This is a genomic window from Plantactinospora mayteni (genome assembly GCF_016862935.1).
In the GTDB taxonomy this organism is placed as follows: Bacteria; Actinomycetota; Actinomycetes; order Mycobacteriales; family Micromonosporaceae; genus Plantactinospora; species Plantactinospora mayteni.
Map to the genome: position 1 here is coordinate 1 of NZ_BONX01000077.1, position 24,084 is coordinate 24,084.

Sequence of the window (24,084 nt, forward strand, 5' to 3'; positions counted from 1 at the left end):
GGGCAGAGGCGGCCTCCCGATGATCGGCTGCCTTGACGACTGCGGGACCCGACCGACAGGCCCGACAGGTGACGTTGCGTAACCCGCATCACTCCGTACGATCCAGATGTGCAAGGTTGTCGCGGAGTGCCCTTGTGCGCGGGTGGTCGGGGCCGAGCGCCGTCTCGCTGATGCGTAGCGCGTGCTCGAACTGGTTACGAGCGGCGTCCAACTGGCCCAGAGCTTGCAGCACGCTGCCGAGGCCACGGCGCCAGGTGCCTGTGTCGGGGTGGTCGGGGCCAAGCGCCGTCTCGCTAGTGCGTAGCGCGCGCTCGAACTGGGCACGAGCGGCGTCCAACCGGCCCAGATCCCGCAACATGTTGCCGAGGTTGTTACGCCACCTGCCGATGGTGGGGTGGTCGGGGCCGAGCGGGGTCTCGCTGATGCGTAGGGCGTGCTCGAACTGGTCGCGGGCGGCGTCCAGCTGACCCAGATCGTGCAACACGCTGCTGAGGTTGCCGTACACGATGCCTATGTCGGGGTGGTCGGGGCCGAGCGTCGTCTCGCTAATGTGTAACGCCTGCTCGAACTGGTCGCGGGCGGCGTCCAACTGACCCAGATCGTGCAACACGCTGCCGAGATTGCTGCGCAACCTGCCGATGGTGGGATGGTCGGGGCCGAGCGCCGTCTTGCTGATGTGCAGGGCCTGCTCGAACTGGGCACGAGCGGCGTCCAACTGACCCAGATCCCGCAACACCAGACCGAGGTTGCTGCGCCGGGTGCCGAGGTCGGGGTGGTCGGGGCCCAGCGCTGTCTCGGTCACGGTGACCGCCCGCCGGGCGAGGGGTTCGGCCTGCCGGTACTGTCCCCGCTGCCGCAGGTAGGTCGAGGCCCGATCGAGCAGCCATCCTGTCTGCTCGCCGCAGATGTTCAGGCGCTGGGCGTGGTGGGTGACCGCGAGCAGGTGCGGCAGCAGTCGCTGACACTCCGGCCATGTGCTGACCTCCCCGCTGTCGTCCGGGAACACGGTACGTATCAACTTGACCGCAGTTGTCGCCCAGAAGGCCATTTCGGTGTGGTCGAGCCGCGCCCGCACCACCACCTGCACTAGCCGATGCATTCCCACCTCGTCCGGGGTGAGGCTGGCCAGCGCATACCGACCGACCGCCGACAAGGCACGGTTGTAGACCAGCCGATCCGCCACCGCCTCGCCCAGCGCTGGCGGCAGCTGCCCAGGCTGCGTGGTCGGGAGATCACGCGGCACCTGCGGAGCCAGAAACGCCAGCAGGTTCAGCAGCTCCTCCGCCACCGGCGCCTCTACATGCACCCGGTCCAGCGACAGCGTCCACACCGTCGCCACCCGCTGCCGATTCCGATCCGCCACCGCGTCGTGCCGCGGATCGGTGAGGCCGAACAACTCCCGCTCCCGTCCCCGCAGCAGCTCAAGGTAGACCGCGAGGTCCTCACCCGTCTCCTCCAGGTAGGCGCCGGCCTCCTCCAACGCCAGCGGCAGATCACCCACCAACTCCGCCAGCTCATCCAGCAGCGCCTCACCGGTCTGGCGGGTCCGCGTACGCAGGAACCGCACCGACTCCACCCGCGACCACACCCCCAACGGCACCGACGAGGCCACGCCCGCCCAGGCCGGCCACCGGGACGTCAGTAGCACATGCCCACCTCCGCCGGCCGGCAGCAACCCGTCCAACTGCCGCGGATGCTCAGCGTTGTCATAGACCAGCAGCCACCGATCCCGCCGCCGCAGCTCAGCGAACACGACACCCACCGCATCCCGCACATCAAGCGGCTCCGCGAGCCCCAACTCCCGCCCGAGCGCCGCCAGCTGCGCCACCACCGCAGCGGGCTGTTCAGCCGCGATCCACCAGATCACGTCGTAGTCACTGGCGAACCGGTACCCGAACTCCACCCCTACCGCGCTCTTGCCCACCCCACCCAGGCCGTGCACCGCACCGGTGGACACCACCGCCGTCGCCGCGCCGGCCCGCAGGTCGTCGTAAACCCGCCGCACCACCTCGTCACGGCCGGTAAAGTTCCGGTTTCGCGCCGGCAGGTTACACACCGCCGGCCCCGCCCCCGGAAACCGTGGCCACGCCCCTACCGTTTCGGCCTGCCCACCTGCCGATCCGAGCCCGCCGGGAAACACCGCACTCGTGGGCCGAACCCGGTTTCGGTCGACGGCCGCCAGCAGCCGCTTACGCGCACCTACCGCGTCCACATCGACGAGATCGACGTAGACGCGGCTGGCGAGCAGGCCCAGAGGCTTGCACAGTTGCACCCGCACCGGAAGCAGCAGCCCACGCTCGCCGGTCGGATCCCGCACGAACGCCGCCCGCCACTCCGCCTCACCAAACTCCGAAACCAGATACGCCGGAGACAACACCGCGATCGTCCGCCTCGCCGACACCATGGCCCGCTGCATCTCGTGAGCGAAATCCACCCCGGGACGGAAATCCCACGCCTGCAGCACCGTCGAATACCCGGCCTGTTCCACCTGGGCCGCAATCCACTCAGCCCACGCGCGATTCACACTCGCATAGCTGACAAAGAAATCTTTGCCCGATGCTTCGACGGCCGCCATCCACACCTCCTCGCCCCCGGCGTGGCACCGATCGTACAAACACCGGTCCATCAGCACGCGCACGGCGCCGCAACAAGTTAGACGGCCCGCCACCGATCCCATAAATCAATAAGCACTCTGAAGTGAGCCGTTGGGGAGACGACATTGATGATCAACGCGAGGCCATTCGCGCATTTAAGATCAACAGACTCTCATGCCGCCGATCGTACGCACCATCGCCACGAGGATCGGAGCTGTAGATCGTGACCGAGTGGACCAACAACATGGCCATCCGAGGTTGGGGAGCGATGCCCCGCAAATGTTGGAGCAGACAGCACTCGACGGCGACTTCGCCAAGCGTCACCTGGTCAACCCGGTCCTGCTCCGCATGCTCGGCGACCTGACCCGGCAGCGGGTGCTCGACGCCAGCTGCGGCAACGGCTACCTCAGCCGGATCCTCGCCGGACGGGACGCCACCGTCGTCGGCGTCGAGCCCGGCCAGTTGCTGTTCGACTTCGCCGTGGAGCAGGAAACCATCGCACCGCGAGGCATCCAGTACGTCCAAGCCGACCTGTGCGACCTGCCGGACCTCGGCGGGCCGTTCAACGCCGTGATCGCCAGCATGGTCCTACCCGCAATCCCGACCTGGACCGGCGCGATGCGCGCCTGCGTACACGCGCTCAAGCCGGGCGGACTGTTCCTATTCACCGTCAACCACCCCTGCTACGAACAGCTGTGGCCCACCTGGCGCGAGCATGGCGGGTACCGCACCCACCGCTACCTCACCGAGTACGAGATCCCCGGCCCCAGCGGCGTCGACTTCCACCGCACCCTCTCCACCTACCTCAACCAGGTCACCAGCCTCGGCTGCCAGCTCACCGAACTAGCAGAACCCGGACTCGACCCCGACGCCGCCATCGAGGCCCCGACGGCAATCGACGCCTACGTCCACCTACCGAACTTCCTCATCGTCGCCGCCCGCCGAACCACCTGAGCACAATCTTGCCGCCACCGGCCGACCGGCAGGAAAGGCAGCCCATGCCGGAGGCGTCGTCTCCGCGCGATCGACGTGCCGCGGCACCTGGATGCCGGGCGGGTGTGGCAGAGGAGGGACCTTCGATCACCGTTCGTCGGTGCAAGTTCCCCAATAGCGCAGGGGCGGGCTGTCGGCTTGCCGACACTGGTCAGCCAGCGCAGGGGTCGGCGCGGTGGTCGGCCGCGCCTTCCCGACTCCGTCTGAACTGGGCACCAGTGCTTGCGCCGCAGCGAAGCTCCTTCATGCCGGTGCGTTTCTCCGCTCAACTGGTTCTAGATTTGCGGCCGTCTGGTGGTCACAGGCGTTCGGAAAGTGTCAAATAGTGCTGTGATGATGACGCGGTAGGTTGCGCCCGATGGAGAGGGGAGCCATGGCGAACCCACCGCGACTGTGGTGGCAGGACATCGACCCCATCGTGTGGCGGTGCTTTGGTCAACCAGATGATCTTGCGCGTGAACGCAACATAGCGGTGCTCGCCTCCTTGGAGGAACTCGCCACCCGTGCGCCGATGTCGGCGCTGAGCGACATCGACGCGCAGATGCGCGAAGTCGGATTTCTCGACATGATCACCGATCGTGAGCTGCGCGACGTCCTCGACTACCTGACCAGTGCGTATCTGGTTGAGCCTTTTCGCGACTATGCCGCGCTGAATTCGGGCCTGGACGCGGTGATGCGCCGCCAAGAGGCTTGGGCGTTGACCAAGGTGGGCCGGGCCGTGGTCGGTGCCGTGCGCTCGGCCGTCATTGACTCGCGGCGGGCGTTGCAGCTACCGACCCGGCTACTGGATGGCGTCGACCGTACGCTGCGCGCGTTGCTCGAACACGCGGTGCAGGATCCAGGGCTGCTGCCGACCGACCTCGACGACGTGCGTACCCGCCTGGAGGAGATGCAACGCGTCACGGCTGACTTCTACGCAGCCTTGGCGCAGATGGTGCAGTCCGATGTAACCGACGACCTGATCTTCGGTGAGAACCGCGACCGGGTCGTCGAGGCGTTGCGCCAGTTCCCGCGCGAGTCCGAGCGCGCGCTACGCAGAGTGGAGCTGACCCTCGCCGAGTTCGACGCCGCAGGGCCGAGGCTTCTGGTGGAGGCGGCGGCGATGCATGCCGGTCTGATCGACCCTAGCGAACAGCAACACTGGATCGACGAGCGAGCGCGCCGCCTGACGGACCTGCAGGCGTGGTTCGGCCGGGACGGGTCAGTGCAAAGACTGATCTCGTCCGCCGCAGGAGCGGTCCACACACTGCTAGTCGCGATCGACCGCCGCTACACGGCCTTGCGCCGAGGCTCGGACCTGGCCGCCGACTTCCGGGAACTGGCCTACAGCCTGCATGCACAGCCCGACGACGCGCAGGCGCGGCGGGTGTACGCGGCAGCGTTCGGTCGGTGGCCCTCGGCACACGCTGCGGTCGCCACCGCCGAGGAGGAGGTCGCCTTCGCCACCGCCGCCGAGGCGGGCACTAGCCGCCACCAAGTCGATGTGGTGCTGCGCGAACACGAACGCAGCGGTCCGGCCGGTGGCCGGCCCCGCAAAGTCCCCGACGCCGGCGAGGCCCGGACCGCGGCGCTGCAGCGCGCGGCCGCCGAGTCCGCCGCCCGACGCCGTTTCACAGCGCTGCTGCTCAGCGAAGGCGAGGTCCGCATGACCCACTTCTCCGGCCTGGAGACGCCGGCGCTGGCCATCCTCCTGAGCGCCATCGAGGTCGCCCTACACACCACCGACCCTGTAACCGGCTACGGCGAGGCCCAAGCCGAGGGCGCCAGCGTCGTAGTGCACGTTCGTGCCATCCGCCCCGGCGCGACCGTGGCGGTCCGGTTCGCCGAGGGTGTGCTGTGGGCACCCGACCTGCTGGTGAGCGTCAGCCCTGCCGACACCGGTGTCGTACCTGCGCGGGTTGAGGGGGCGGCATGACCCAGCGGCCCCTCGACCCGGACCTCAGCGAGGCAGCGCGGCATTTGACGGTGAGTTGCCGCATCACCGCGGCTAACGATCCGGGGCGTTACCGGCACGTGCTGCGCGGCCGACGCGAACTCACCGAGTTCTTCCGTGCTGAGCTGGGCTGGAGCCTGCACATCCATGAGGTGTCCGGGGTGGTGCGGCTACACAAACGTCGCCACGACGTGCCCGCCGACCGGGGGCCGCATCTACCGCGCCGGACCGGCCGCGGCGACCTCGCGCCCGCCCACGTGCTCGTGCTGGTAGCCCTGGTCTGCGAACAGCTGTGGCGCCGCCCGCGCATCAGCCTGCGCGAGTTGCTGCAGTCGGTCGCTCAGGTGTGCGCCGCCGAGGCGGCGACCGGACGGCTTCCCTCGTTCCGGATCGTCGCCGCAGACGGTGTCAGCAAGCGGGAGGCTCAGACCGCCCGCGAGAACATCGTCGACGCCATCCGGCTGCTGCAAGCCGAAGGCGAAATCACCGTCGACGCCGACCTGGAACGGGCAGTGACCGATGAGGACGCCGAGGTGTTCATCACCGCCGACCGGGACAGCCTCGCCAACAAGTTCGCGTCCCTGTCTCCGACCCTGCTGGCGCTCAACGACCGGCCACCCGCGCAGCACGTCGAGGCGCTAACTGCGGTGTCGCTGCCCGACGCGGATCCGGGCGCCGCCGCGCAACGACGCGCCGGGGTGGAGGGCCGCCGGTTGACAGCGCTGCGGCGCGTCGCCGACGACCCTGCCGCGGACCCCGGTGACGATCCGAACGAAGTAGGTTATCTCGCCACCCTGACCGGCCGGGAGCGGGCCCTCAATGTCGCGTCGGCGTTGGGCCTGGTCAGTACCGTACGACGCGACTGGTGGGAGATCACCGACCCGGCGGCGTCCGGTACCACCGGTGCCTTCCCGCAGGGCCGGCGTATCGAACGGCAGGCGGCGCTGGCTCTGCTGGCAATGCTGCCGGAGCACCACGACCGGTTCGTGACCGTCGCCGACATCACCACGATGGTGGAGTGGATCCGGGCCCAGACGCCTCGGTGGGCTGCCGGATACGCCGAACGCACCACGGCTCTTGCTCACGCTGCGGCCGCCGACCTCGTCGCCGCCAGACTGCTGCACGCCACCGGCGACGGCGACCGCTGGCAGATCATGCCCGGGGTGCATCTGTGGCGCGTGCGCGTGCGTCACCGGGAGCAGCCACGCAGCCGGACACAGGCGGCGCCGGAGCCGAACAGCCTGTTCAGCATGGCCACCACGCAGGGGGAGCAGCAGCAGTGAGCCTGATCCCGCACCAGATCCGACGCCTGCCGGAGCCGGCGCTCGAGGACGTGGCCGACCTCGGTGTCCCACGGGCGGTCGACAGGTGGCAGCCCACCCGGGCTGGTGCGGTCAACTCGTGGGCCTGGACCGACGAGGTGTTCCTGTTCGCCGACGGCTGGCTGGCCCTGGCCGGGCCGAACGGCTCGGGTAAATCCCTGACCGCGTCGATGCTGGTCACCATGCTCCTGGACGCCGACACCTCGCAGAAAGCACTGTCGGTCTCAGGTGAGGCCGCCGGCACACTCATCGACCGGCACACCGACCGCACCACTACCGAGGACCGCACCGGAGCTTGGTGGCTGGAGTACGGCCTGCGTACGGCCGACTCGGCTGACGTGCGCTACCTGACCACCGGGCTGTGGTTGCGGTCGCAGGGCGGCAGCCTGCAACGAGCGTTCTTCCTCACCCCCGGCCGCGTCGGCATCGACCTGCACCTGCAACGCGACCGCGAACCGGTCGCTGTCGAGGACCTCGCCGCGCAATTGTCCGCCCTCGGCGGCCGGCTGTTCACCTCCCACGACCGGCTCACGAGCAAGGCGAAACCGCATCTGCACGTCGCGGACGAAGACCAGTACCGCGACGCCGTACGCACCACGTTGTTCGCTCCGCTGGACGCGGTGCAGTTCGATGCGCTGCTCGGAGTCCTTCGCAGTCTGCGCAGCGTACGCACCGCGGAAGCCATCTCCCCGAACGCGATGCGAACGGTGCTGACCGAGGCCCTTCCCGCCCTGGATCCGCGGGCCTTGCAGTTCATCGCCGACACCATGGAACGCATCGCCGACCTGGAACGTCAGCTGCAGCAGGCCCGGTCCGAGGCCCGTCAGCTGGAGCAGGCCGAGCAGCAGTACCGCCGCTACCTGGACACGGTCACCGCAGTGGAGGCCGCACAGCTCTCGCACGCCCAAACCCTCTTCGATGATCATGGCCGTCAAGTGCGCGCCGCCGAGGACAAGCTGACCGAGGCGACACGGGCCGCGACGGCCGTCGCCGCGCAGCGGGCCGAGCTGCGTACCACGATCACCGAAGTGAAAGGGAAGCTGCAGGCGACCGACGCGGCCCTGCGTGACCACGCCGGCGCGGAATTGCCCCAGCTCGAAGAGCGACTCACCGAGCTGCGCAAGTTGCACGACGCGGCGCGGCAGCGACGAGACGACCTGGCAGACGAGGCCGAGCTCACCGCCGCTGCAGCCCAGGAAGCGTTAGAGCAGGCCAGCAGCGGGCAGCGACATCTGGGCGAACTCGTGTCCCATCTGCTGGCAGCCGCGGCCGAGGTCGGCGCGCAAGCCTTCGTCGACCGCATCGCCGATAGCAGTAATCAGCTCACCAGCACCGAACCCGGTACTGCGGTGACGCTGGCGGGCCTCGCCCAGCTGGCCGGCACGCCCCACAGCTGGGTACAGGCACGTCTGGACGTTCTGCAGCGCATCGACGCTGCCATGCGCGAACTCGACATAGCCCAGGAGGGTCAGCGCGGCGCCGCCGCACAGATACGCGCTGCCGAAGCCGACCGCGACCGGTACGAGCAGACCGCCGAGCAGGCCGTTACCCTGCGCCGCACCGCCGAATCTGATCTTGGCACCGCATTGCAGCAATGGGACAGCCACCGCGTCGAGCTTCCCGTCATACCCGCACCTCTGCTCGACACCGGGGAAAGGATCGACCTGGACGCGCTGGTGAGCTGGCTGCACCGAGCCGGCACCAGCACCCGGCACCGAATCGCACTCGCGGCGCGCGAACAAGACGTCCATAACGCCGGCCGTAACGTGACCGCCGCGGAGGCCGCATTGGGCACGGCGGCCGGCAAACGCGAAAAGGCGGACGCAACGGCGGCTGAGGCCGAACGTGGCCTTGCCCGCGCCCAGCAGCAAGCCGTCATCGATCACGAGGCTGCCGACGAACGCGTCCGGCAGGACCACGCAGCTCACGAAGCCGCGGTCGAAGCCGCGCAGCAGATCACCACGGATGCCGAACAAGCACTTGCCGACGGAGGTACTGCTGCCACCGCCGCCGCGCTCACCTGGGCTCACCGCGTCGCTGCGTGGCGGACCTCGCTGATCCACCTCGACGCCGCCGCAATCAGCGTGTCCAGCGACCCGGACACCGTCGACCTGCACCAGCCGGCAAGAGCCGTCCAACAGGCACACGCCACGGTCGCCGCGCGGCTGCAACGCAGCATCGCCGGCGCCGAACACGACCGAGACCAAGCCCAGCAAAGCGTGCAGCACATCGAGGCTGAGCTCAGCAACGCCCGCCGGCAATCACCCGTACCCGCCGCACCGCCGTGGCGTGCCGTGCGGTACCCGGACGCCGGCGTCCCGTTCTGGGCGGCGGTCGCGTTCGCACCCCAGACAGGCGCCGGCCACGCCGACCGGCTGGAAGGCGCTCTGCTGGTATCCGGCCTGCTCGACGCCCTGATCACCCATGACGGCCGGCTCATCGGCGACGGCGACGTCATCCTGTCCCCACACGCCCCCGTTCCCGGTCGCAGCCTCGCAGACGTACTGAGCGCGGAACCGGACTGCGGCATCGACCCGCACCGCATCACCAGCCTGCTGCGCAGCATCATCATCGACGACCACGACAGTGACACCGACGCCGGACGTTTGCGCATCGGACCGATGATCGCGACCGCTCCGCGCGACTATCGCGCCGCATTCATCGGTCGCACCGCCCGTGAACGCGCCCGCCTCACACGGGTCTCCGACCTCGAACACCAGCTCGCCACCGCAGGTGACATCCTCACCGGCGCGCAGCGCCACCTACAGTCGGTGCAAGAGGCGGCACAAGCCGCGCAGGCTGAAGCCGACAGCTTCCCGGGCACCGACGACATCGCCCGAGCCCGCTACAATTTGGTCCAGCTACGCCTCGCGCTCGCCGACGCCGAGCAGCGCACCACCAGAGCCGCCGCCGAGGCCGATGCCGTCCTGGCCCGTGCGCTGACCGCTGTCGCCGCTACCCGTACCGCCATCGACCGGAGCTTGATCGACGCCGGCCAACGACTGGAATCCGCCGGTGACACCCTGCGGGAAGCCCTCGAAGCCGAAACTGCCGCCGCCGAACACCTGACCGGCATGCGTGTCGAACGGGCCACCGCGGTCGACCACCGTGATCAGGCCCAAGCCGCTGAGGACCGGTGCACCCACGAAGAACACTCCTTCCCCGACCTGGACGACTTGCGACGAGTCCTGCGCGATGAGGACGCCGCGGAGCAAGCCGCCATCGCCGCCCGAGCCCGCGTCACCGACCACGAAGGCCTGCACCGCGACGCCAGCACCCGGGTCGTGCAGGCGCAGCAGGCCGTCAACGTCGCGGCCACGCAGCGAGACAGCACCATGCTGCCCACCAGTGCCCAATCCCTGCACCGGCACCGGCAAGCGGTTGAAAGCTTTGACCGCCAGATCAGCACCTGGTCCAACGCCGCACAACGCACCCTCGATCTGCTCACCACCGCCCACCTCACCAAGAAGACGGCCGGCCGCACCTCCGCAAAGCTGCAGGCCGCCGTCGCCGACGCTGGCAACCTGCAGCAGAGCGCGACCAGCCTGAACGCCCGCGTCGAGCAGACCCGGACCCTACACGGCGCCGAATACGCCTACCTTCTGCACACCCGTGAGGCCCTCGAAGCCGAACACGACGCCCGGCAGGCCGAGGACGAGGCACTCGGCAAACAGCACGGCAAGCACGAGGTCGCCGAAGCCGAAGCCCGGCTGACCCTGACCAACCTCGCACCGCAACGAGTCGAGACCGAACAAGCCCGGACCCGCCACCACCACCGCATGAGCCTACTGGCCACCTACGGCTTCGCCGACGTCCCGGACGACATCCCACACGAACCCGACGGCACCCCCACCAACGTCACGGCCGCACTGAGCTGGGCCCGCCGGATCCTGGCACAACGACAGGGAAGCACCCGCCTGGACTCCCTCATCGGCAACCGCGACCGGACGCTACGCCAGCTCGAGAACACCACCCGTACCGTCAATCAGGCCCTCGCCGCGTTCGACCAGCAACTCGACATCACCACCCTGGAGACCACCGACTGGCGCCGTGTCACCCTCGCCGCCCCCAACGCCGCCGTCGGCGACGACCTGCGCCACGCCGCCGCCACACTGCGCACCACCGTCGCGGGCCTGGAAGCCGACCTACGTCACGACATCAAAGGCATCCTGAAAACCTCGACGTTCATCCAGCTGCGCCGCGACATCCAGCAACGACGCGAAGCCGCCCAAGAGCTGGTGCGCCAGATCCGCGCGACCCTGCAGAACGTGCGAACCGGCGTCGCCCGCGTCGGCGTGCAGGTCGACTGGAAGGTTCGCGAGGACGACAACGCCCGCCAGATGGTCGACCTGCTCACCGCACCGCCCTCCGACGAGGTCTTCGAGACGATGTACGACGTCCTGCGCCGCCGGATGGAAGAAGCCGGCGACGAAACCTGGACCGACCGCGTCGCCCACACCTTTGACTACCGCTCCTGGCACGAGTGGCACGTCAGCGTCACCCACAGCAGCTTCGGCGCTGACCAGTTCAAACCCGTCAACGCCCGCTCCAACCCGCTCAAGAGCCTGTCCACCGGCGAATCACGCCTGGCCACCATGCTGCCGCTGCTCGCCGCTGCCTGGTCCATGTACTCCGGCGCCGCCTACGTTGGCCCCCGCCTGTTGACCATCGACGAGATCGACGCCGCCTTCGACGACGAGAACCTGCGTCAGGTCCTGGCCCTGCTTCGCACCTGGAACTTCGACGTGCTCGCCACCACCCCGTCGATCGCCCCACTGATCAAACGCGAGTCCCGCGACGTCGTCATCCACGAAGTCATCACCACTGCGGGCCGTCACCGCGTCACCATCCCCTGGCTGTGGAACGGCGCCGGCGAGGCCACACCCATCACCCTGCCGCTACCAGCCACCACCACCGAGAGGTGACCCACGGTGCCCACCGATCTGACCTACCTCGCCGCGGACACCGACCTGCACCCGCTCTGGCAGGCGATCCATGACCGGCTCTGCGCCGGCACCCCGCCTGAAACACTCACCACCGCCCGCGTCACCGACATGAACCACGCCGGTGTCGCTCAGCTGCGCACCTGGCTCGACACCACCACCCGGCGCCGCCGCCGAATCTCAGCCGTCGCCGCCACCGGCGACACCATCACCGTGCCCGTCCGCGACCTACTCACCGCCCTCGACCTCACCCCCGGTCAGCTCATCACGATCGTGGAACTCGCCATTAACGCCCCGATTATCGACCGCAGCGCCAAAGCCCGCACCAACGCCGCCCACCGAGAGCAGCTCTGGCAGCACGCCGCCGACCAGCTGCCCCGGCTCCCTCAGCTGGTCACCCGCATGCGCACCGCCGGCCTCGGCGAGGACGACACCGACATCCGCACTACCATCGCAGCCCTGGCCACAGTCATGAAACAGCTACCCCTGACCCCGCCGGCGCCGCTGGCCAAACTCGCTCACGACACCGTCGGCGACCCGCACTATTTCGACCTCGATCGGCTCGCGGGCAGACGCCTGGTCGCTGCCATCGCCGAACACACCGGCCAGGCCGTACCAGCCCGGCCGGACCTGGTGCGGGCGCTGCTGGCCGAGTCCGGCATCGTGGCGGACCGGTTGTCGGCCACCGTGCTGCTGTTCAACGTGAACACCACCGGCGACGGGCCCATCGACCGGCGGCTACGCGACAGCCGTACCCCCGTCGCCCTCACCCTGCTCGACCTCCTGCAGGAGCCGCCGATACTCGGCGCGCAAGTCCTCACCGTCGTCGAGAACCCGTCCGTACTGGAAGTCGCCTACCTCAACGGCTCGGCGCAGCCGCTGGCGTGCACCAGCGGACAGCTGCGCGCCGTCGACCACACCCTGTTCCGCCTCGCCGTCCACCACGGCGTCCACCTGCGCTACGCCGGCGACATCGACCACGCCGGCCAGCACATCGCCACGATCGTCGCAGACACCTACGGCGCTGAACTCATCGCCATGGACGCCGACACCGCCCAGCAAGCCCAGCAACGCCCACCAGCCGTCGCGCTCACACTTGCCACGCAGGCCGACACAGCGGCTACCTACCAGGAACACGACGTCGTTCTGCACCGCATACTGAGCTGATCTCAGCGACTTTGCGGTAGGTACTTGTACTCGAGGGGCTGTCAAGTTAACGGTGGGAATGTCTCTCGTGTTGTGGGTTGGGGTAGTTGTTGTGGTCTATGAGTGGGGTGTGGACAGGCGTCCGTCGAAGGTGATCTCGAAGGCATTCAATGCCTTCTTCCATCGGTTGGACCAGCGTTGCCGACCGCGTCCGGTGGGATCCAGGCCCAGGACGGTCAGGTAGAGGACCTTGAGGGCGGCCTGCTCGTTGGGGAAGTGCCCGCGCGCGTTGACGGCGCGGCGGAAGCGGGCGTTGAGACTCTCGATGGCGTTGGTGGTGCAGATGATCGACCGGATCTCGGTGTCGAACGCGAGGAACGGAACCAGTTCCGCCCAGGCGTTGGTCCATAGCCGGACGATGGCCGGGTACTTGGTCTCCCAGGCTGCCGCGAACTCGGTGAACCGGTCGAGGGCGGCCTGTTCGGTCGCCGCGGTGTAGACGGGTTTGAGGTCACGGGCGATAGCGGCCCAGTCCTTGCGCGAGGCATAGCGGAAGCTGTTCCGTAGCAGATGCACGATGCAGGTCTGCACGACGGTCTTCGGCCACACCGCGGCTACCGCGTCGGGTAACCCTTTAAGCCCGTCGCAGACGGCGATGCACACGTCCTGGGTGCCCCGATTCTTGATGTCGGTGAGCACGCGGAGCCAGAACTTGGCGCCCTCGCCGTCACCGTGTTCGCCGGCCCACAGGCCGAGAATGTCCCGGTGCCCGTCGACGGTGACCGCCAAGGCGACGTAGATGGGCCGGTTGACCACCTGCCCGTCACGGATCTTGACATGGATAGCATCGATGAACACCACCGGGTAGACCCGGTCCAACGGCCGGTTCTGCCACTCGGACATACCCTCCAGGACCCGGTCGGTGATGGTGGAGATGGTCTCCTTCGACACGCTCGTGCCGTACACCTCGGCCAGATGCGCGGACACCTCACCGGTGGTCAACCCCTTAGCGGTCAAGGACACGACCAGGTCGTCCACGCCGGACAGGCGCCGCTGCCGCTTACGCACGACCCGCGGGGTGAACGAGCCATCCCGGTCGCGCGGCACGTCGAGCTCGACCTGCCCGGCCTCGGTCACCACCGTCTTGGACCGCCGGCCGTTACGGGCGTTGCCATCTCGACGGGCGTCGCGTTCGTGTCTGCCGTAGCCGAGATGGGAATCCATCTCGCCCTCCAACGCGGCTTCCAGCACACGCTTGGTCAACTGCTGCAACAGCCCGCCCTCGCCGACCAGGCTCACACCCCGCGCCCGAGCCTGCCCGGCCAACCGGGCGATCAGGTCATCATCGATCACGTCAGACTCAACCGCAGCGCCCACCGACGCGTCGCTGTCTACTGTCGTCGTCACTGCCATCAGGTGTCCTCTTTACTCCGAGTTACACCGCTATTTGTACAGTCCCGTACTCGAAGTGGGTCAGGTGCAGCGCGGCGGCGACGATGTCACCGATCCGGCGCGGGCTGACGGTGGTGTGACGTAGCGTTTTCCAGCGTCCGACCAGGATCGCGAAGCCGCGTTCGCCCTGCCAGCGCAGGCCGCGCAGGAGCCGGTTGTAGGCGCGGTTGTCGGGTGCGAGCCGGCTGCCGTCCGCGGGTTGCTTGATCGGAGTCTTGATGCCGTGGCCCGTGCCTTCGTAGCCGGAGTCGGCCAGGGCGGGCAGGTCGAGATCGGCGGCGGCCCAGTTCAGGGCGGCGGTGATCGCGAGTTCACGGACGCAGCGGGTGTCGTGCAGGTGCCCGGGCATCGCCTCGGAGGTCCAGATCGGCAGCCCGTCGGGGCGCATGACCGCCTGGATGTTCGCGCCGAAGTCGCGGTGCTTCCGGAGTACCAGGCGTCGATCGTGTCGCCCTTGACCGACAGGGTGGTTTCGGACAGCCGGTCGCAGTCGAACAGTTTGCCGTCCAGGATGACGTGGGACCAGCCGTCGTCGGCCGCCCTACGCAGGGCGGTGTGCGGGTTCTCGGCCTGGGCTGCGAGCACGGTGATTCCCTCGTCGCGGTAGCGGTACGCGGTGGCCTGGGAGATGCCGAACCCGGCGGCGAGCATGGCCATGTCCTCGGCCTTGCGGAACACACCAGTACCAGCAATGCCTGGTAGAAGCAGGTCAGCGCGCGGGTACCGCGCCGCGTTCCCCTGGCCCGGCGTTCGGCGGCGAGGAGCCGGCCGAGGTACTGCACGAGTTCCCTCGGGACGTCAACCATGGAACGGTAGGCAATCACGTGGAGCCCTCTCGAAGACGTGTTTCTGTCGCAAGGATGTGTCTATCGATGGCTCCACGCCTGTTTCCACCACCGCCCGAATCGGGGCCTTCGCCCGTGTCGCATCAATCAACCGCTATACGGCGCTGAGATCACCTCAGTGAACCAGCCGAACCAAGGCCCTCGACCAAGATCCGACTGGGGCAAAACTGCTCTACAGGATCAAGACGGCACGGCGGAGCCGGCCGCGCGCACGCGCGACCGGCCCACGGCCCCGCGCGCACGCCGTTCGACGGCGAATCGCCGATTAGGGGGCCATCACATTCGCCGACGAGGCTCCACATTCGTTCTACGGGATCCGGACAGCCGCGCACCACGACAGGCGCCGCGCGACCGAATCTATTTCCCGTATGGTGGCTCGCCGAGTGCATGATTGAGGCGATTAATTACCTCATCGACTGTGAAGTCCCATCCAGTCAGTCGCTGCCCACTCCAATTTATTCCCACACGGAAGTCATCCTTAGCTAGGTCCGGCAGCGCCGCACTTCGCCAATGATCTAAGGGCATAGAAACGGCACGAAATTGTGGGCCCCATAGATTAGCGGCCCGCCGCGCACGGGCCTCCGACGACCAATAGGGAAAAGCTCGCCGCCCAGAACTCGATACCGGCGTCGGGCTGCCAGCGTCGTCTCGAACCCACCAAACAGTGTGACTTTGGACGATCTCGCGGAAGAAGGCCGCTGCCTGAGCCCCGCTTGCACTCACCCGGATCCTCCCAGAACGTTACGACTTGAGCACGGTGCTTGAACGCGGTATCCAGAGCACCCCAGTGCCGCGCTCACTTCGCGGCCTTAATAGCCGGGTGGGAGCCTACGATACCCACCCGGATCCATGAGGACGTGATCCTCTGGCCACCGTGGTGTTAGCACCATACCACCATCCCGCTCGGGAATAGGCTCGTGGCTTAGCTCCATTGGCTCCCACGATCCGTCCGGGCGCTGCCGCTGTGGGGCCAGTCCGCGCTTCATACGACCGATGTTCGCAGGTCCATATTGGTCTGCGGCTGCCGGCTCCGCCGCCTCATTCTTCCAGAACCGCTTACGCATGGTGGACATGGAGGGCGGGTTGCCATTTTTATCGGGCTTAGAGTAATCCTCGCCCAATTTCCAACGCCCACCGCAGTTGTGTACGAGCACCGGCGTGGTGCCGGCAAGCACATAGTACGTGTGGATGTCGTCGACCGTAAGGTTGTAGGCGGCCCCCAAGGTCGCGGTTGCATCCAGCAGGCCGACGACGGGCACGCTTCCGCCTATGGCGGTCAGGAGCAGGTCGCCCTGGTCGAGGTGTTGGGCGTCTTGCCACTGTTGGTCGGTATGGTTCCAGAAGGGGTGGTCTTCGGTAGTTGTGATCTTGGTACCGTTGGCCAGCTTGAGGTCTACGAGTTGGTCCCCGTGCACCCAGACGTGGGTTACTTCACGCGACCCGTGCTCTTGGGTCTCTGGATCGGTTGCGAGGACGAGGTCGCCGACCTTGATGTCTTCGATGCCTTTGGTGCTGCCATCGGCCATGAGGACCTGGGTGGCTGCCGCGAAGCTGCGGAAGCAGCCTCCTCCTGGCCCGGAACGACCCCGGCCCTTCCCACCGCCGGGAGCCGATTGCAGGCTCTCGAACAGGTTGAAGAACGGATCTGAGGCCATGCTTTGCTCGTAGTAGCCCAAGCCGTCGATCTGCCCGACCCACTCCGCGTTTTCGAGAGCCCACTGCGAGCACCAGTCGGCGTGCTCCTGGCAAATCCTAAAGCCTACGTAGTATTCCTTGTCCCCAAGGCCAAGCCCCGCACCGTCGATGGACCACTTGTTGATCGCGTCCTCGAGTGCCTTGCGGTCCGGCGCCCCGATTACGTTGTCCCCAAGGATGATGGCCGGCTTCTTTTTGGGCGGCGGTTTCGGAGCAGTGGGCTTTTTCTTGACTACACCCCACTTATTGGTCTTCGGGTTCTTGGCGAGTTTGGTACCCTTTCCGCCGCCGCTGCTCCAGTAGCGGTCCTCCTCGTAGCCGCCGTTGGTGGCGAGGGGTCGGTATCCGTCGGGATCGCTGAGGGTGCTGGGGTTGTTGTTGGCGTAGCTGTAGCCGTGCATCTGTTGGGGGTCGGTCAGGTCCATGACCGGGTCGATGCTGATGAAGCGGCCGAGGGTGGGATCGTATTCGCGGGCGCCGAGGTGGACCAGGCTGGTGTCGTCTCGGATACCGCCGACGAAGCCTTTCGTGCCGAGCCAGGGGGTTGGGGTGGTGCCGCGGTCTTCGCCGTAGGGCATGTTGCGGCGGCGTTGGCAGGCCAAGGTGTCAGCATCGATCTGGATCTGGCCGGTGCCCTGGTGGTTGTTGACGGCCCACTTGAGGCCGGTGACGTCGCGGACGGCGTAGCCGTTGTAGTAGCGGGTGCCGTCGGGTTGGCTGCTGCCAGTGGCGAGGGCGAGTTCGGTGCCGCCGAGGTAGAGGGTGGTCTTGCCTGGTGCCCTGGAGATGAGCCGGTTGCCATCGGCGTCATACAGGTAGCTGGTGGTTTGCCCGTTCTCGGTCAGTGTGCCGAGCTGACCGGCCGGGGTCCAGGTGAGGGTTTGGCTGGCGCCGGTCTCGGTGGTGCGGGTGAGGGTGTTACCCGCGGCGTCGTAGGTGAAGGCCCGGGTCGGAGTGCCGGCTTTGGGACCGGTCGCGGTCACGCCGGTGACGGTGTGCGGGCGGGGTTGTCCCGCTGCGGGGGTGGTGTAGGTCCAGGCGGTGTCGCCGGCGGGGTCTTTGTCGGTCTGGGTGAGCCGGTTGCCCACCTTGTCGAAGGTCCACTGCCGCCAGTACGGATCCGCGCCCGCGCGTTGTGGGGTGGCGCAGGTCCAGGATGTTTCGGTCCACGCCTCGGTCAACCGTTGCAGGTAGTCGTAGGTGAAGCACTCGACCTGGTCGCGGGTGGCGTTGGTCTTGCCGGCGATGGCGGCAATCAGCCCGTTGTCCCGATACCCGTACTCGGTGGTGTACTTGTCGTCCCAGTTACCGGGGCTGGTCTGGTTTTCCGTGTCGACCTGGATGTTGGTCAGGCGACGGTGTCCGGTGTCGTGCTGCGTGGTGACCCGGACCCGCTTCCCCGCGTTGCCCAGGTAGGTGCGGTACGCCAGGCCGTCGTAGGCGTACTCGACGTCCGCGAGGTAGGTCTGCTGAGCGGAACTCATCGAGTCGAGCAGGCCCTGGTTGAGGTAGTTGTAGGTCAGAGTCTCGGCGGGCAGCCCTCCGACACTGGGGTGGGTGACGGTCGCGACCGCACCGTTGACCTTGTAGGTCATTCCCGTGGTGTAGGTGCCGGCTAGGGCTCCGTTGCTGGTTGACGCGGGAATGGTGACCGTCGATGACAGCGGCCGGTAGCCGTCGTCGTACGAGCCGACGCTGGTGGTGTAGGCCAGCCCGTCCGTGTCGTATCGGGTGGCGCTGCTCAACTGGCCGATGGCGACGGTGTCGTAGGTCCACTGGGCCGCCACCCGCCCGGTCGGGCTGTCCTCCCGGATCTCAGTGTGGCGGTCGAGGTTGTCGTACTGGTGGTAGTGCTTCTTGCCCCGCCCGTCCGTCGTCGCCTTCACCGTGCCGGTGCTGTAGTACTCGGTGAGTGTGGTACCCGCGTCAGGGTCGACCGCCTGGCTCTTGCGACCGAGCAGGTCGTAGGCGTAGCTCCAGGTGTTGCCGGCCGGATCGGTGACCGAGGTCGACTCACCGCGCAGGTTGTAGTCATACTCGGTGCTGTCATAGGCGCCATCGGTGTCCGAGGTGCGGTATTGGCGCTTCTCCACGACCTGGCCACGATCGTCAACGATCTCGCGGGTCGGGAACCCGCCCGCCGGTGGTACGACAGTGGTGGAATTCCAGGTGTAGGAGGTGGTCGTCTTCCAGAAATACTGCCCCAGTGACCAACTCTCGGCCGCTGTCTGCCGACCACGGCCGTCATAGGTGAACCGGGTCTGCCGCTCGATCACCGAGTCCGCCGCCGTCACCAGGGTCGACGTCGGTCCGGAGTCGGTATTCCAGAAGCTGGACTCCTTTACCGTCAGGCCCCGCTCGTCGAACACCCGCTCGGTGATGATCCGCTTGCCATCCGCCCCGACCGTCTGGGTCTGGCGATGCTGTGACAGCCCGCCGTAGATGTCGTACGACTCGATCTGGTTCCCGTTCGGGCCCAACACCCTCGTCCGGATCCACGACGGCGTTGTCTGCGACACGGTGTATGTGTAGGCCGCATCCGGAGTGCCCGTGGAATTGCCCGGCCTGGTGACGGTCAACAACCGGCCCAACGGGTCGTAGGTACCGGTGGTCACCTTGGTGTTGGGGTCAGCCACCGTCAACGGCAGACCACGGGAGACATCGAGAGTGGTCGTCGTGGTGTGCCCGGCCGCGTTGGTGACCGCCACCTGGGTGTTCAGCCTGTCCGCGTTCTCGGTGTAGACGGTCGTGGTGGTTCGGTTCAGGGCATCGGTGGACGAGGTGATCTGACCATGCGGGTTGTAGACCACATTTTGTGACGCGACCTGCCAGCCCCCGTCGACGTAGTTCTCGGTCTTGGTCACGTTGCCCCGACCCGGCGCCCCACCATGGGCCAGACCGTCGTAGTAGTAGCGGGTGTCGCCCAGCAGGGCGCCCGGGGTCTCCTCGCAACCCTCCGCCCGATCCGTCCGCTGCTTGACGAACTCGTACTTGTACCCGGTAGCGTTGTCGGCGTACCCGTACGTGGTACAGGTCTCGTCACCATCGGCGGAATTACCCTCGTCGGAGACCGTGAGGACCCGCCCGTACGTGGCGTCGAAGCTGGTATCGACCCGGGCTCGTTGCGACCAGGCGCCGTCGACCCACTCCCACCGGGTCTCGACCTTCGTCCGAGTGATGTAGGACTTGTGGACGTTCGGAACTGCCCAAGCCGTCGACAACGTCCGGGTGCCCGTGGTGACAGCCCACGGATCATGCTTGACAAGCTGCACCACGGTGCCGCCGGCATGGTCGTAGATCCGCTCGTTGAGCAGATGCCCACGCCGATACTCGGTATCCCATGCCGCTCCACCACCAACCACTGAGTCGAACGGAGTGACGCTCACCGAGCGGGTTCCGGTATCGATGACGTCACCATCCAGGCCGCGCAGATACAGGTAATCCGTCTGGGACCTGGTACCGGCGGTCGGGTTACCCTTCCGCACGATGACGTTGGTGTAGCCCGCCCACTCCGACCAGGACCGCTTAGGCAACGACGCCCCCCACACCGCCGCGCCCTTCGACAGCCCCCACAGCACGCTGCTGGAGGAGTTCTCCGTCGAATAGCCGTACTCGGTGGTGATCGGCGGGGAGCCACCGACCAGGTCGGATTCGACAATCTTGGTCGTGATCCGCTTATGCCACCATGACCAGCCGGTCTCACCCGACGGATTGGTGTAATACTGCGCAAAGCAACGCTTGGAGTTCTGGTCGGGATCCGGGAACGCACCACCGAACGTGCACCCGGTGTCGTTGCCCGCATAGGTAACGTCGATCTGGCCGCCCGTCTCCGTCTGCAACCTTGTGATGCGGTACTTCTCGTGCGACTTCATCGTACCGGCCGGATCGTAGTCCGCCCGGTTCTGCGTCTTCGTACCAAAGGTCAACAGCTTTGGCAGAGTCACCGCCCCGCCACTCTTGCCACTGTGTTCGATATTGGACAGCCACAGCACCGGCGACGACGCCGTCGGGAAAGAGTGTCCTATCGCCCACTCGTCCACCGGCGAGTACGTCCCACTCTTCAGCACCTGGGTCGCGATCTTCGACACCCGCTTACTCGACCAGAACGTCGGCGCCAGATTATTCGAGCAGGGCGCGGCCAGGCATTCCAGATCCCACGGTGTATCCGGCCAGTTCGTCTCGTTCCGCGTACCACAGGAGATGGTCACACAGCGATCGGAGTTAGTGAACACCACTCGCGCCGGCGCCGCCACCGACGACCCATCAGAAGTATGGGTCCCATACTCGATCCGATTCAGGTGCACCGCACGGTGGTAGGCGGCCGTCGTCGACGCCGAGTTCATCAACCCGGTACGCACCGTATCCCGATCGTACCAGTACGAGATCTCGTTGCCGTTACGGTCCACAACGTAGTCGAGCATCCACCGCCACGCCTGCTGACACCGAGACTCAGACGCCGACGACGAACTGAAACACGGCTCACCCGAATGGTTGGCGAACACCGGCACCACCGGAGCGGAGTTCGTGTTCCCCTTACCGTTCGGCAGAGTCTGCCGACCGAACCAATACTGCGTCCCGTCCGTCGTGGTGATTTTCCAGTGCTCACCGTTGTCGTCGCCGTTCGAGGCACCGGTCAGCAACTCGACCTTCGACCCGTCATCGTCGGCCAGCCGCCACTTCCCGTCACTGGCCAGCACAATCTCACCAACCGTGCCGTTGAGCGTGACCTGCGCGTTCGGCTGCCGCCAACACAGGTCCGCCGTAGCGGCCAGCGCCGTCCAGTACGGCGACAGTGCCGGCTCCGAATCGTCGGCACACGGCCGGTAGGTCCGCTCGATGAAGCCAGGAGTGTAATTCCAACCCTCACCAAACGTCGACGGCTGGGTGTTCGATCCCGCCGTCTGCCCATCCACCGCCCCCGAGCTGTACGCCAGACCCACCTCCGGCACCAGACCGCCCGGCACCGGCGGCGCCGCCATTGGATACGAGTACGTGAAATCACCCGAGTTACCACTGACCGCCCACGTCGAGGACTCCTCCAAGTCCGACTTCGAAAAGTCCCCCGTCTCAGTGGAAGAGCCACTGGCAGCCAACACCACCAGTCGATCAACGTCTCCGGCCGGTACCTCGGCACCCGCCTTCTGGCCCTCTCCGGTCACCCCGGCGGGCCTGACAGGCAACTCGACCTCAGCGGTGATCACACCAGCCTCACCGTCATTGACGGAGTCAAGCCAACCGACCTGCCCACACTGCTCAACCTCCGGGCTGACCAACACACACGCCGGCATCGTCGCCAGACGCAGCCGCCACGCCCAATCACCCCCATACGCATGCGCGAAAGCCGAATAATCCACCCGAAGCTCCACCCGGCCACCGATGCCGGCATCAGCGCGCTCGACCTTCAACGCCAGCGGCACGCCCACGCGCCCGGCCACCTCCCGATCGAGAAGTTCGACCCGCACCCTGCCCGGCAACTCCGACGCGTCCGCCGCATCCGCCAACGCCCGACTCGACAGGACATCCAGACCCACGTCGTCCACCGCCGTCACCGTCACCGGCAGACCACCGGGCTTCACCGACCCCGGCAGACGTCGCGACCGGTCAGGTGACAGCGGCAGGTCCACCACCGCAGAACCCCGGGACGGCCACTTCACCGACTGACCCGTGTAAACCGGCATCACCGGCAACGGCTTCGGCTTCGTCGCCGCCGACGACACCCGCGCCGGACGCTCCCGCCCACCCGGCTCCGCCGCCAACGCCGCCGGCACCGCCGGCACCACACCCACCAACGAAGCCAGCAACGACCCCACAAGCAACGACGACAGAAAACGGGCGCGACGGCGCGCAGAAGCCTTACGGTGCGTAGACACGCGAACCCCCGTGGGCCAGTTGATCAGCAGGTCCCACGAGTATCGATGCGATCACAGTCCGTGTCAATATTCAAACGCGTAGTTCAACGCTTCGTCAGACCACTTTGGACAGCAGAGGGCGAACGCGAACTCCTGGCCGACGCGAACCCTCCATCGTTGAACGCGTGGATCACGTCCCAGACGTCGTCCTCGGGCACCTTCAGCAGGTGGCCGATGTCCGGCCCCGGCTGGCCCTGGGCGGACATCAGCACCACGATCGCCCGCCGCAGCCTCACCGGTCCTTCGCGGCCCGAGTAATCCGTCGCAACCGCTGCCCGTCGGCCAGCGACACCTGCCGGACGAACACCCCCCGCTGCCGCCCGCTCGCACCGGGTTTTCGAGGTCGCCTGGACGGATTTCCCCGCTCGCCCGCACCCCTAGCCGTATCCGGGCCCGACGAGACGCGCGACGGGAAACGAGCTATGCACCGTCGTTGCCATCGCGCAGGGAATGGACCATCCTCTGCAGGATTCGGAACGCGTCCGCCTGCTCGGTCTCGGTCATGCCGGCCAGCATCCTGACCGCATCCTGACCTCGACTGACCAGACCGCTACGGTCGCCTTCTCGAGGCTCCGTTGGCCGCGAGGCGTGAGCCGCGTGGGAAGAACCTTCCCGACGGCTGCCTCTGCGGGCCTGGTCACGTACGCGGTGCAGATCCATCAACCCGGGCGGCATGGCGCCATCATGATCGGGATAGGGCACCCCGAACGGTCCTTCGTCGACTGGCTCGACCGCAGCCAGCCCCACGGCAGCGGCAACCGCTACGCCACCGACCCCGACCTGCCCCCAGCGTCCGAAGCTATCGCGTTCGACTTCTACGGAGACTGGACCGAAATGCCGCCCGAACGCACCCGCATCACTCCCGAGCGCGCCCGCGAGGCCGCCCGCGAGTACCTCCGTACCGGCCAGCAACCATCGCTCGCGTGGGTCGCCGGCTGACCAGTACGTCTCCGGCCGAACCCGGTCCGCTGGCAACGGCAACCGAGCCCGATGCTGCTGCTGGTGGCACACTCCAGGCACTTGTTCCCCTGCTCATGTTCACTGCGTAGTGGCGGCCGAGCGCGAAGGAACAACCAAGGCCCCGGCTGTTCCTTCCCCGCGGGAGCGCCCAGTCCAGATCCGGTGAACGAGCGGTCCTCGTTACTCGTTCTCTACGGCAAACCAACGTGTTCTCTGGCGAACGGTAAGGCTTGACCGTCTGCGGTGTCGGTCTCCGGATCGGCGTCTGGTAACGCTTGGTAACGCCCGGTAA

12 protein-coding genes are annotated in these 24,084 nt (G+C 67.1%); 6 read left to right on the forward strand and 6 right to left on the reverse strand.

The window, feature by feature from the left end:
• Window positions 1-88: 88 nt before the first annotated feature.
• Window positions 89-2,575, reverse strand: coding sequence for an FxSxx-COOH system tetratricopeptide repeat protein (gene fxsT, locus Pma05_RS40490; protein WP_203862850.1), 2,487 nt, complete (start codon window positions 2,573-2,575; stop codon window positions 89-91).
• 298 nt (window positions 2,576-2,873) lie between these two features.
• Between fxsT and Pma05_RS40495 the strand changes: the two genes are divergently transcribed.
• The 5 genes from Pma05_RS40495 (at window position 2,874) to Pma05_RS40515 (ending at window position 12,952) form a co-directional block, all read left to right on the forward strand.
• Window positions 2,874-3,548 (forward strand): class I SAM-dependent methyltransferase, encoded by a 675-nt coding sequence (locus tag Pma05_RS40495; protein WP_203862851.1) that lies wholly within the window; start codon window positions 2,874-2,876, stop codon window positions 3,546-3,548.
• Window positions 3,549-3,960: 412 nt separating this feature from the next.
• The gene (locus Pma05_RS40500; RefSeq protein ID WP_203862852.1) at window positions 3,961-5,502 is read left to right on the forward strand and encodes a DUF2397 family protein; all 1,542 of its coding nucleotides are present in this window, start codon (window positions 3,961-3,963) and stop codon (window positions 5,500-5,502) included.
• Window positions 5,499-6,803, forward strand: a complete 1,305-nt coding sequence (locus tag Pma05_RS40505) for a DUF2398 family protein (RefSeq protein ID WP_203862853.1) — start codon at window positions 5,499-5,501, stop codon at window positions 6,801-6,803. The genes Pma05_RS40500 and Pma05_RS40505 overlap by 4 nt, the downstream gene beginning before the upstream one ends.
• Entirely contained in the window at window positions 6,800-11,767 is a 4,968-nt protein-coding gene (locus Pma05_RS43680; RefSeq protein ID WP_203862854.1) for an SbcC/MukB-like Walker B domain-containing protein, read from the forward strand. The genes Pma05_RS40505 and Pma05_RS43680 overlap by 4 nt, the downstream gene beginning before the upstream one ends.
• 6 nt (window positions 11,768-11,773) lie before the next feature.
• On the forward strand, window positions 11,774-12,952 hold the full coding sequence (locus tag Pma05_RS40515; protein ID WP_239314147.1) for a TIGR02679 domain-containing protein: 1,179 nt from the start codon (window positions 11,774-11,776) through the stop codon (window positions 12,950-12,952).
• A gap of 96 nt (window positions 12,953-13,048) precedes the next feature.
• Here the strand turns inward: Pma05_RS40515 and Pma05_RS40520 are convergent, their stop codons facing one another.
• From Pma05_RS40520 to Pma05_RS40540, 5 genes are all read right to left on the reverse strand, one after another.
• Complete coding sequence (locus Pma05_RS40520) at window positions 13,049-14,344, reverse strand: IS256 family transposase (protein ID WP_203862855.1); 1,296 nt, start codon at window positions 14,342-14,344, stop codon at window positions 13,049-13,051.
• Between the two features lie 22 nt (window positions 14,345-14,366).
• Complete coding sequence (locus tag Pma05_RS44235; protein ID WP_372441641.1) at window positions 14,367-14,771, reverse strand: transposase family protein; 405 nt, start codon at window positions 14,769-14,771, stop codon at window positions 14,367-14,369.
• 814 nt (window positions 14,772-15,585) lie between these two features.
• A complete protein-coding gene (locus Pma05_RS40530) occupies window positions 15,586-15,951 on the reverse strand; it encodes a DUF2750 domain-containing protein (RefSeq protein ID WP_203862856.1) in 366 nt (121 codons plus the stop codon).
• Window positions 15,952-16,037: 86 nt separating this feature from the next.
• Complete coding sequence (locus Pma05_RS40535; RefSeq protein ID WP_275414824.1) at window positions 16,038-22,709, reverse strand: polymorphic toxin-type HINT domain-containing protein; 6,672 nt, start codon at window positions 22,707-22,709, stop codon at window positions 16,038-16,040.
• 167 nt (window positions 22,710-22,876) lie between these two features.
• Window positions 22,877-23,068, reverse strand: a complete 192-nt coding sequence (locus tag Pma05_RS40540) for a helix-turn-helix domain-containing protein (RefSeq protein WP_239314148.1) — start codon at window positions 23,066-23,068, stop codon at window positions 22,877-22,879.
• A 214-nt stretch (window positions 23,069-23,282) separates the two neighbouring features.
• On the opposite strand from Pma05_RS40540, the gene Pma05_RS40545 reads away from it, so the two are divergent.
• Window positions 23,283-23,771, forward strand: coding sequence for an Imm1 family immunity protein (locus Pma05_RS40545; protein ID WP_203862858.1), 489 nt, complete (start codon window positions 23,283-23,285; stop codon window positions 23,769-23,771).
• Window positions 23,772-24,084 lie beyond the last annotated feature (313 nt).

Coding starts and splice junctions, on each gene's coding strand:
- Pma05_RS40495 (WP_203862851.1), top strand. CDS start 2,874: ATGTTGGAGCAGACAGCACTCGACGGCGACTTCGCCAAGCGTCACCTG.
- Pma05_RS40520 (WP_203862855.1), bottom strand. CDS start 14,344: ATGGCAGTGACGACGACAGTAGACAGCGACGCGTCGGTGGGCGCTGCG.
- Pma05_RS40500 (WP_203862852.1), top strand. CDS start 3,961: ATGGCGAACCCACCGCGACTGTGGTGGCAGGACATCGACCCCATCGTG.
- Pma05_RS44235 (WP_372441641.1), bottom strand. CDS start 14,771: ATGCGCCCCGACGGGCTGCCGATCTGGACCTCCGAGGCGATGCCCGGG.
- Pma05_RS40505 (WP_203862853.1), top strand. CDS start 5,499: ATGACCCAGCGGCCCCTCGACCCGGACCTCAGCGAGGCAGCGCGGCAT.
- Pma05_RS40545 (WP_203862858.1), top strand. CDS start 23,283: ATGGACCATCCTCTGCAGGATTCGGAACGCGTCCGCCTGCTCGGTCTC.
- fxsT (WP_203862850.1), bottom strand. CDS start 2,575: ATGGCGGCCGTCGAAGCATCGGGCAAAGATTTCTTTGTCAGCTATGCG.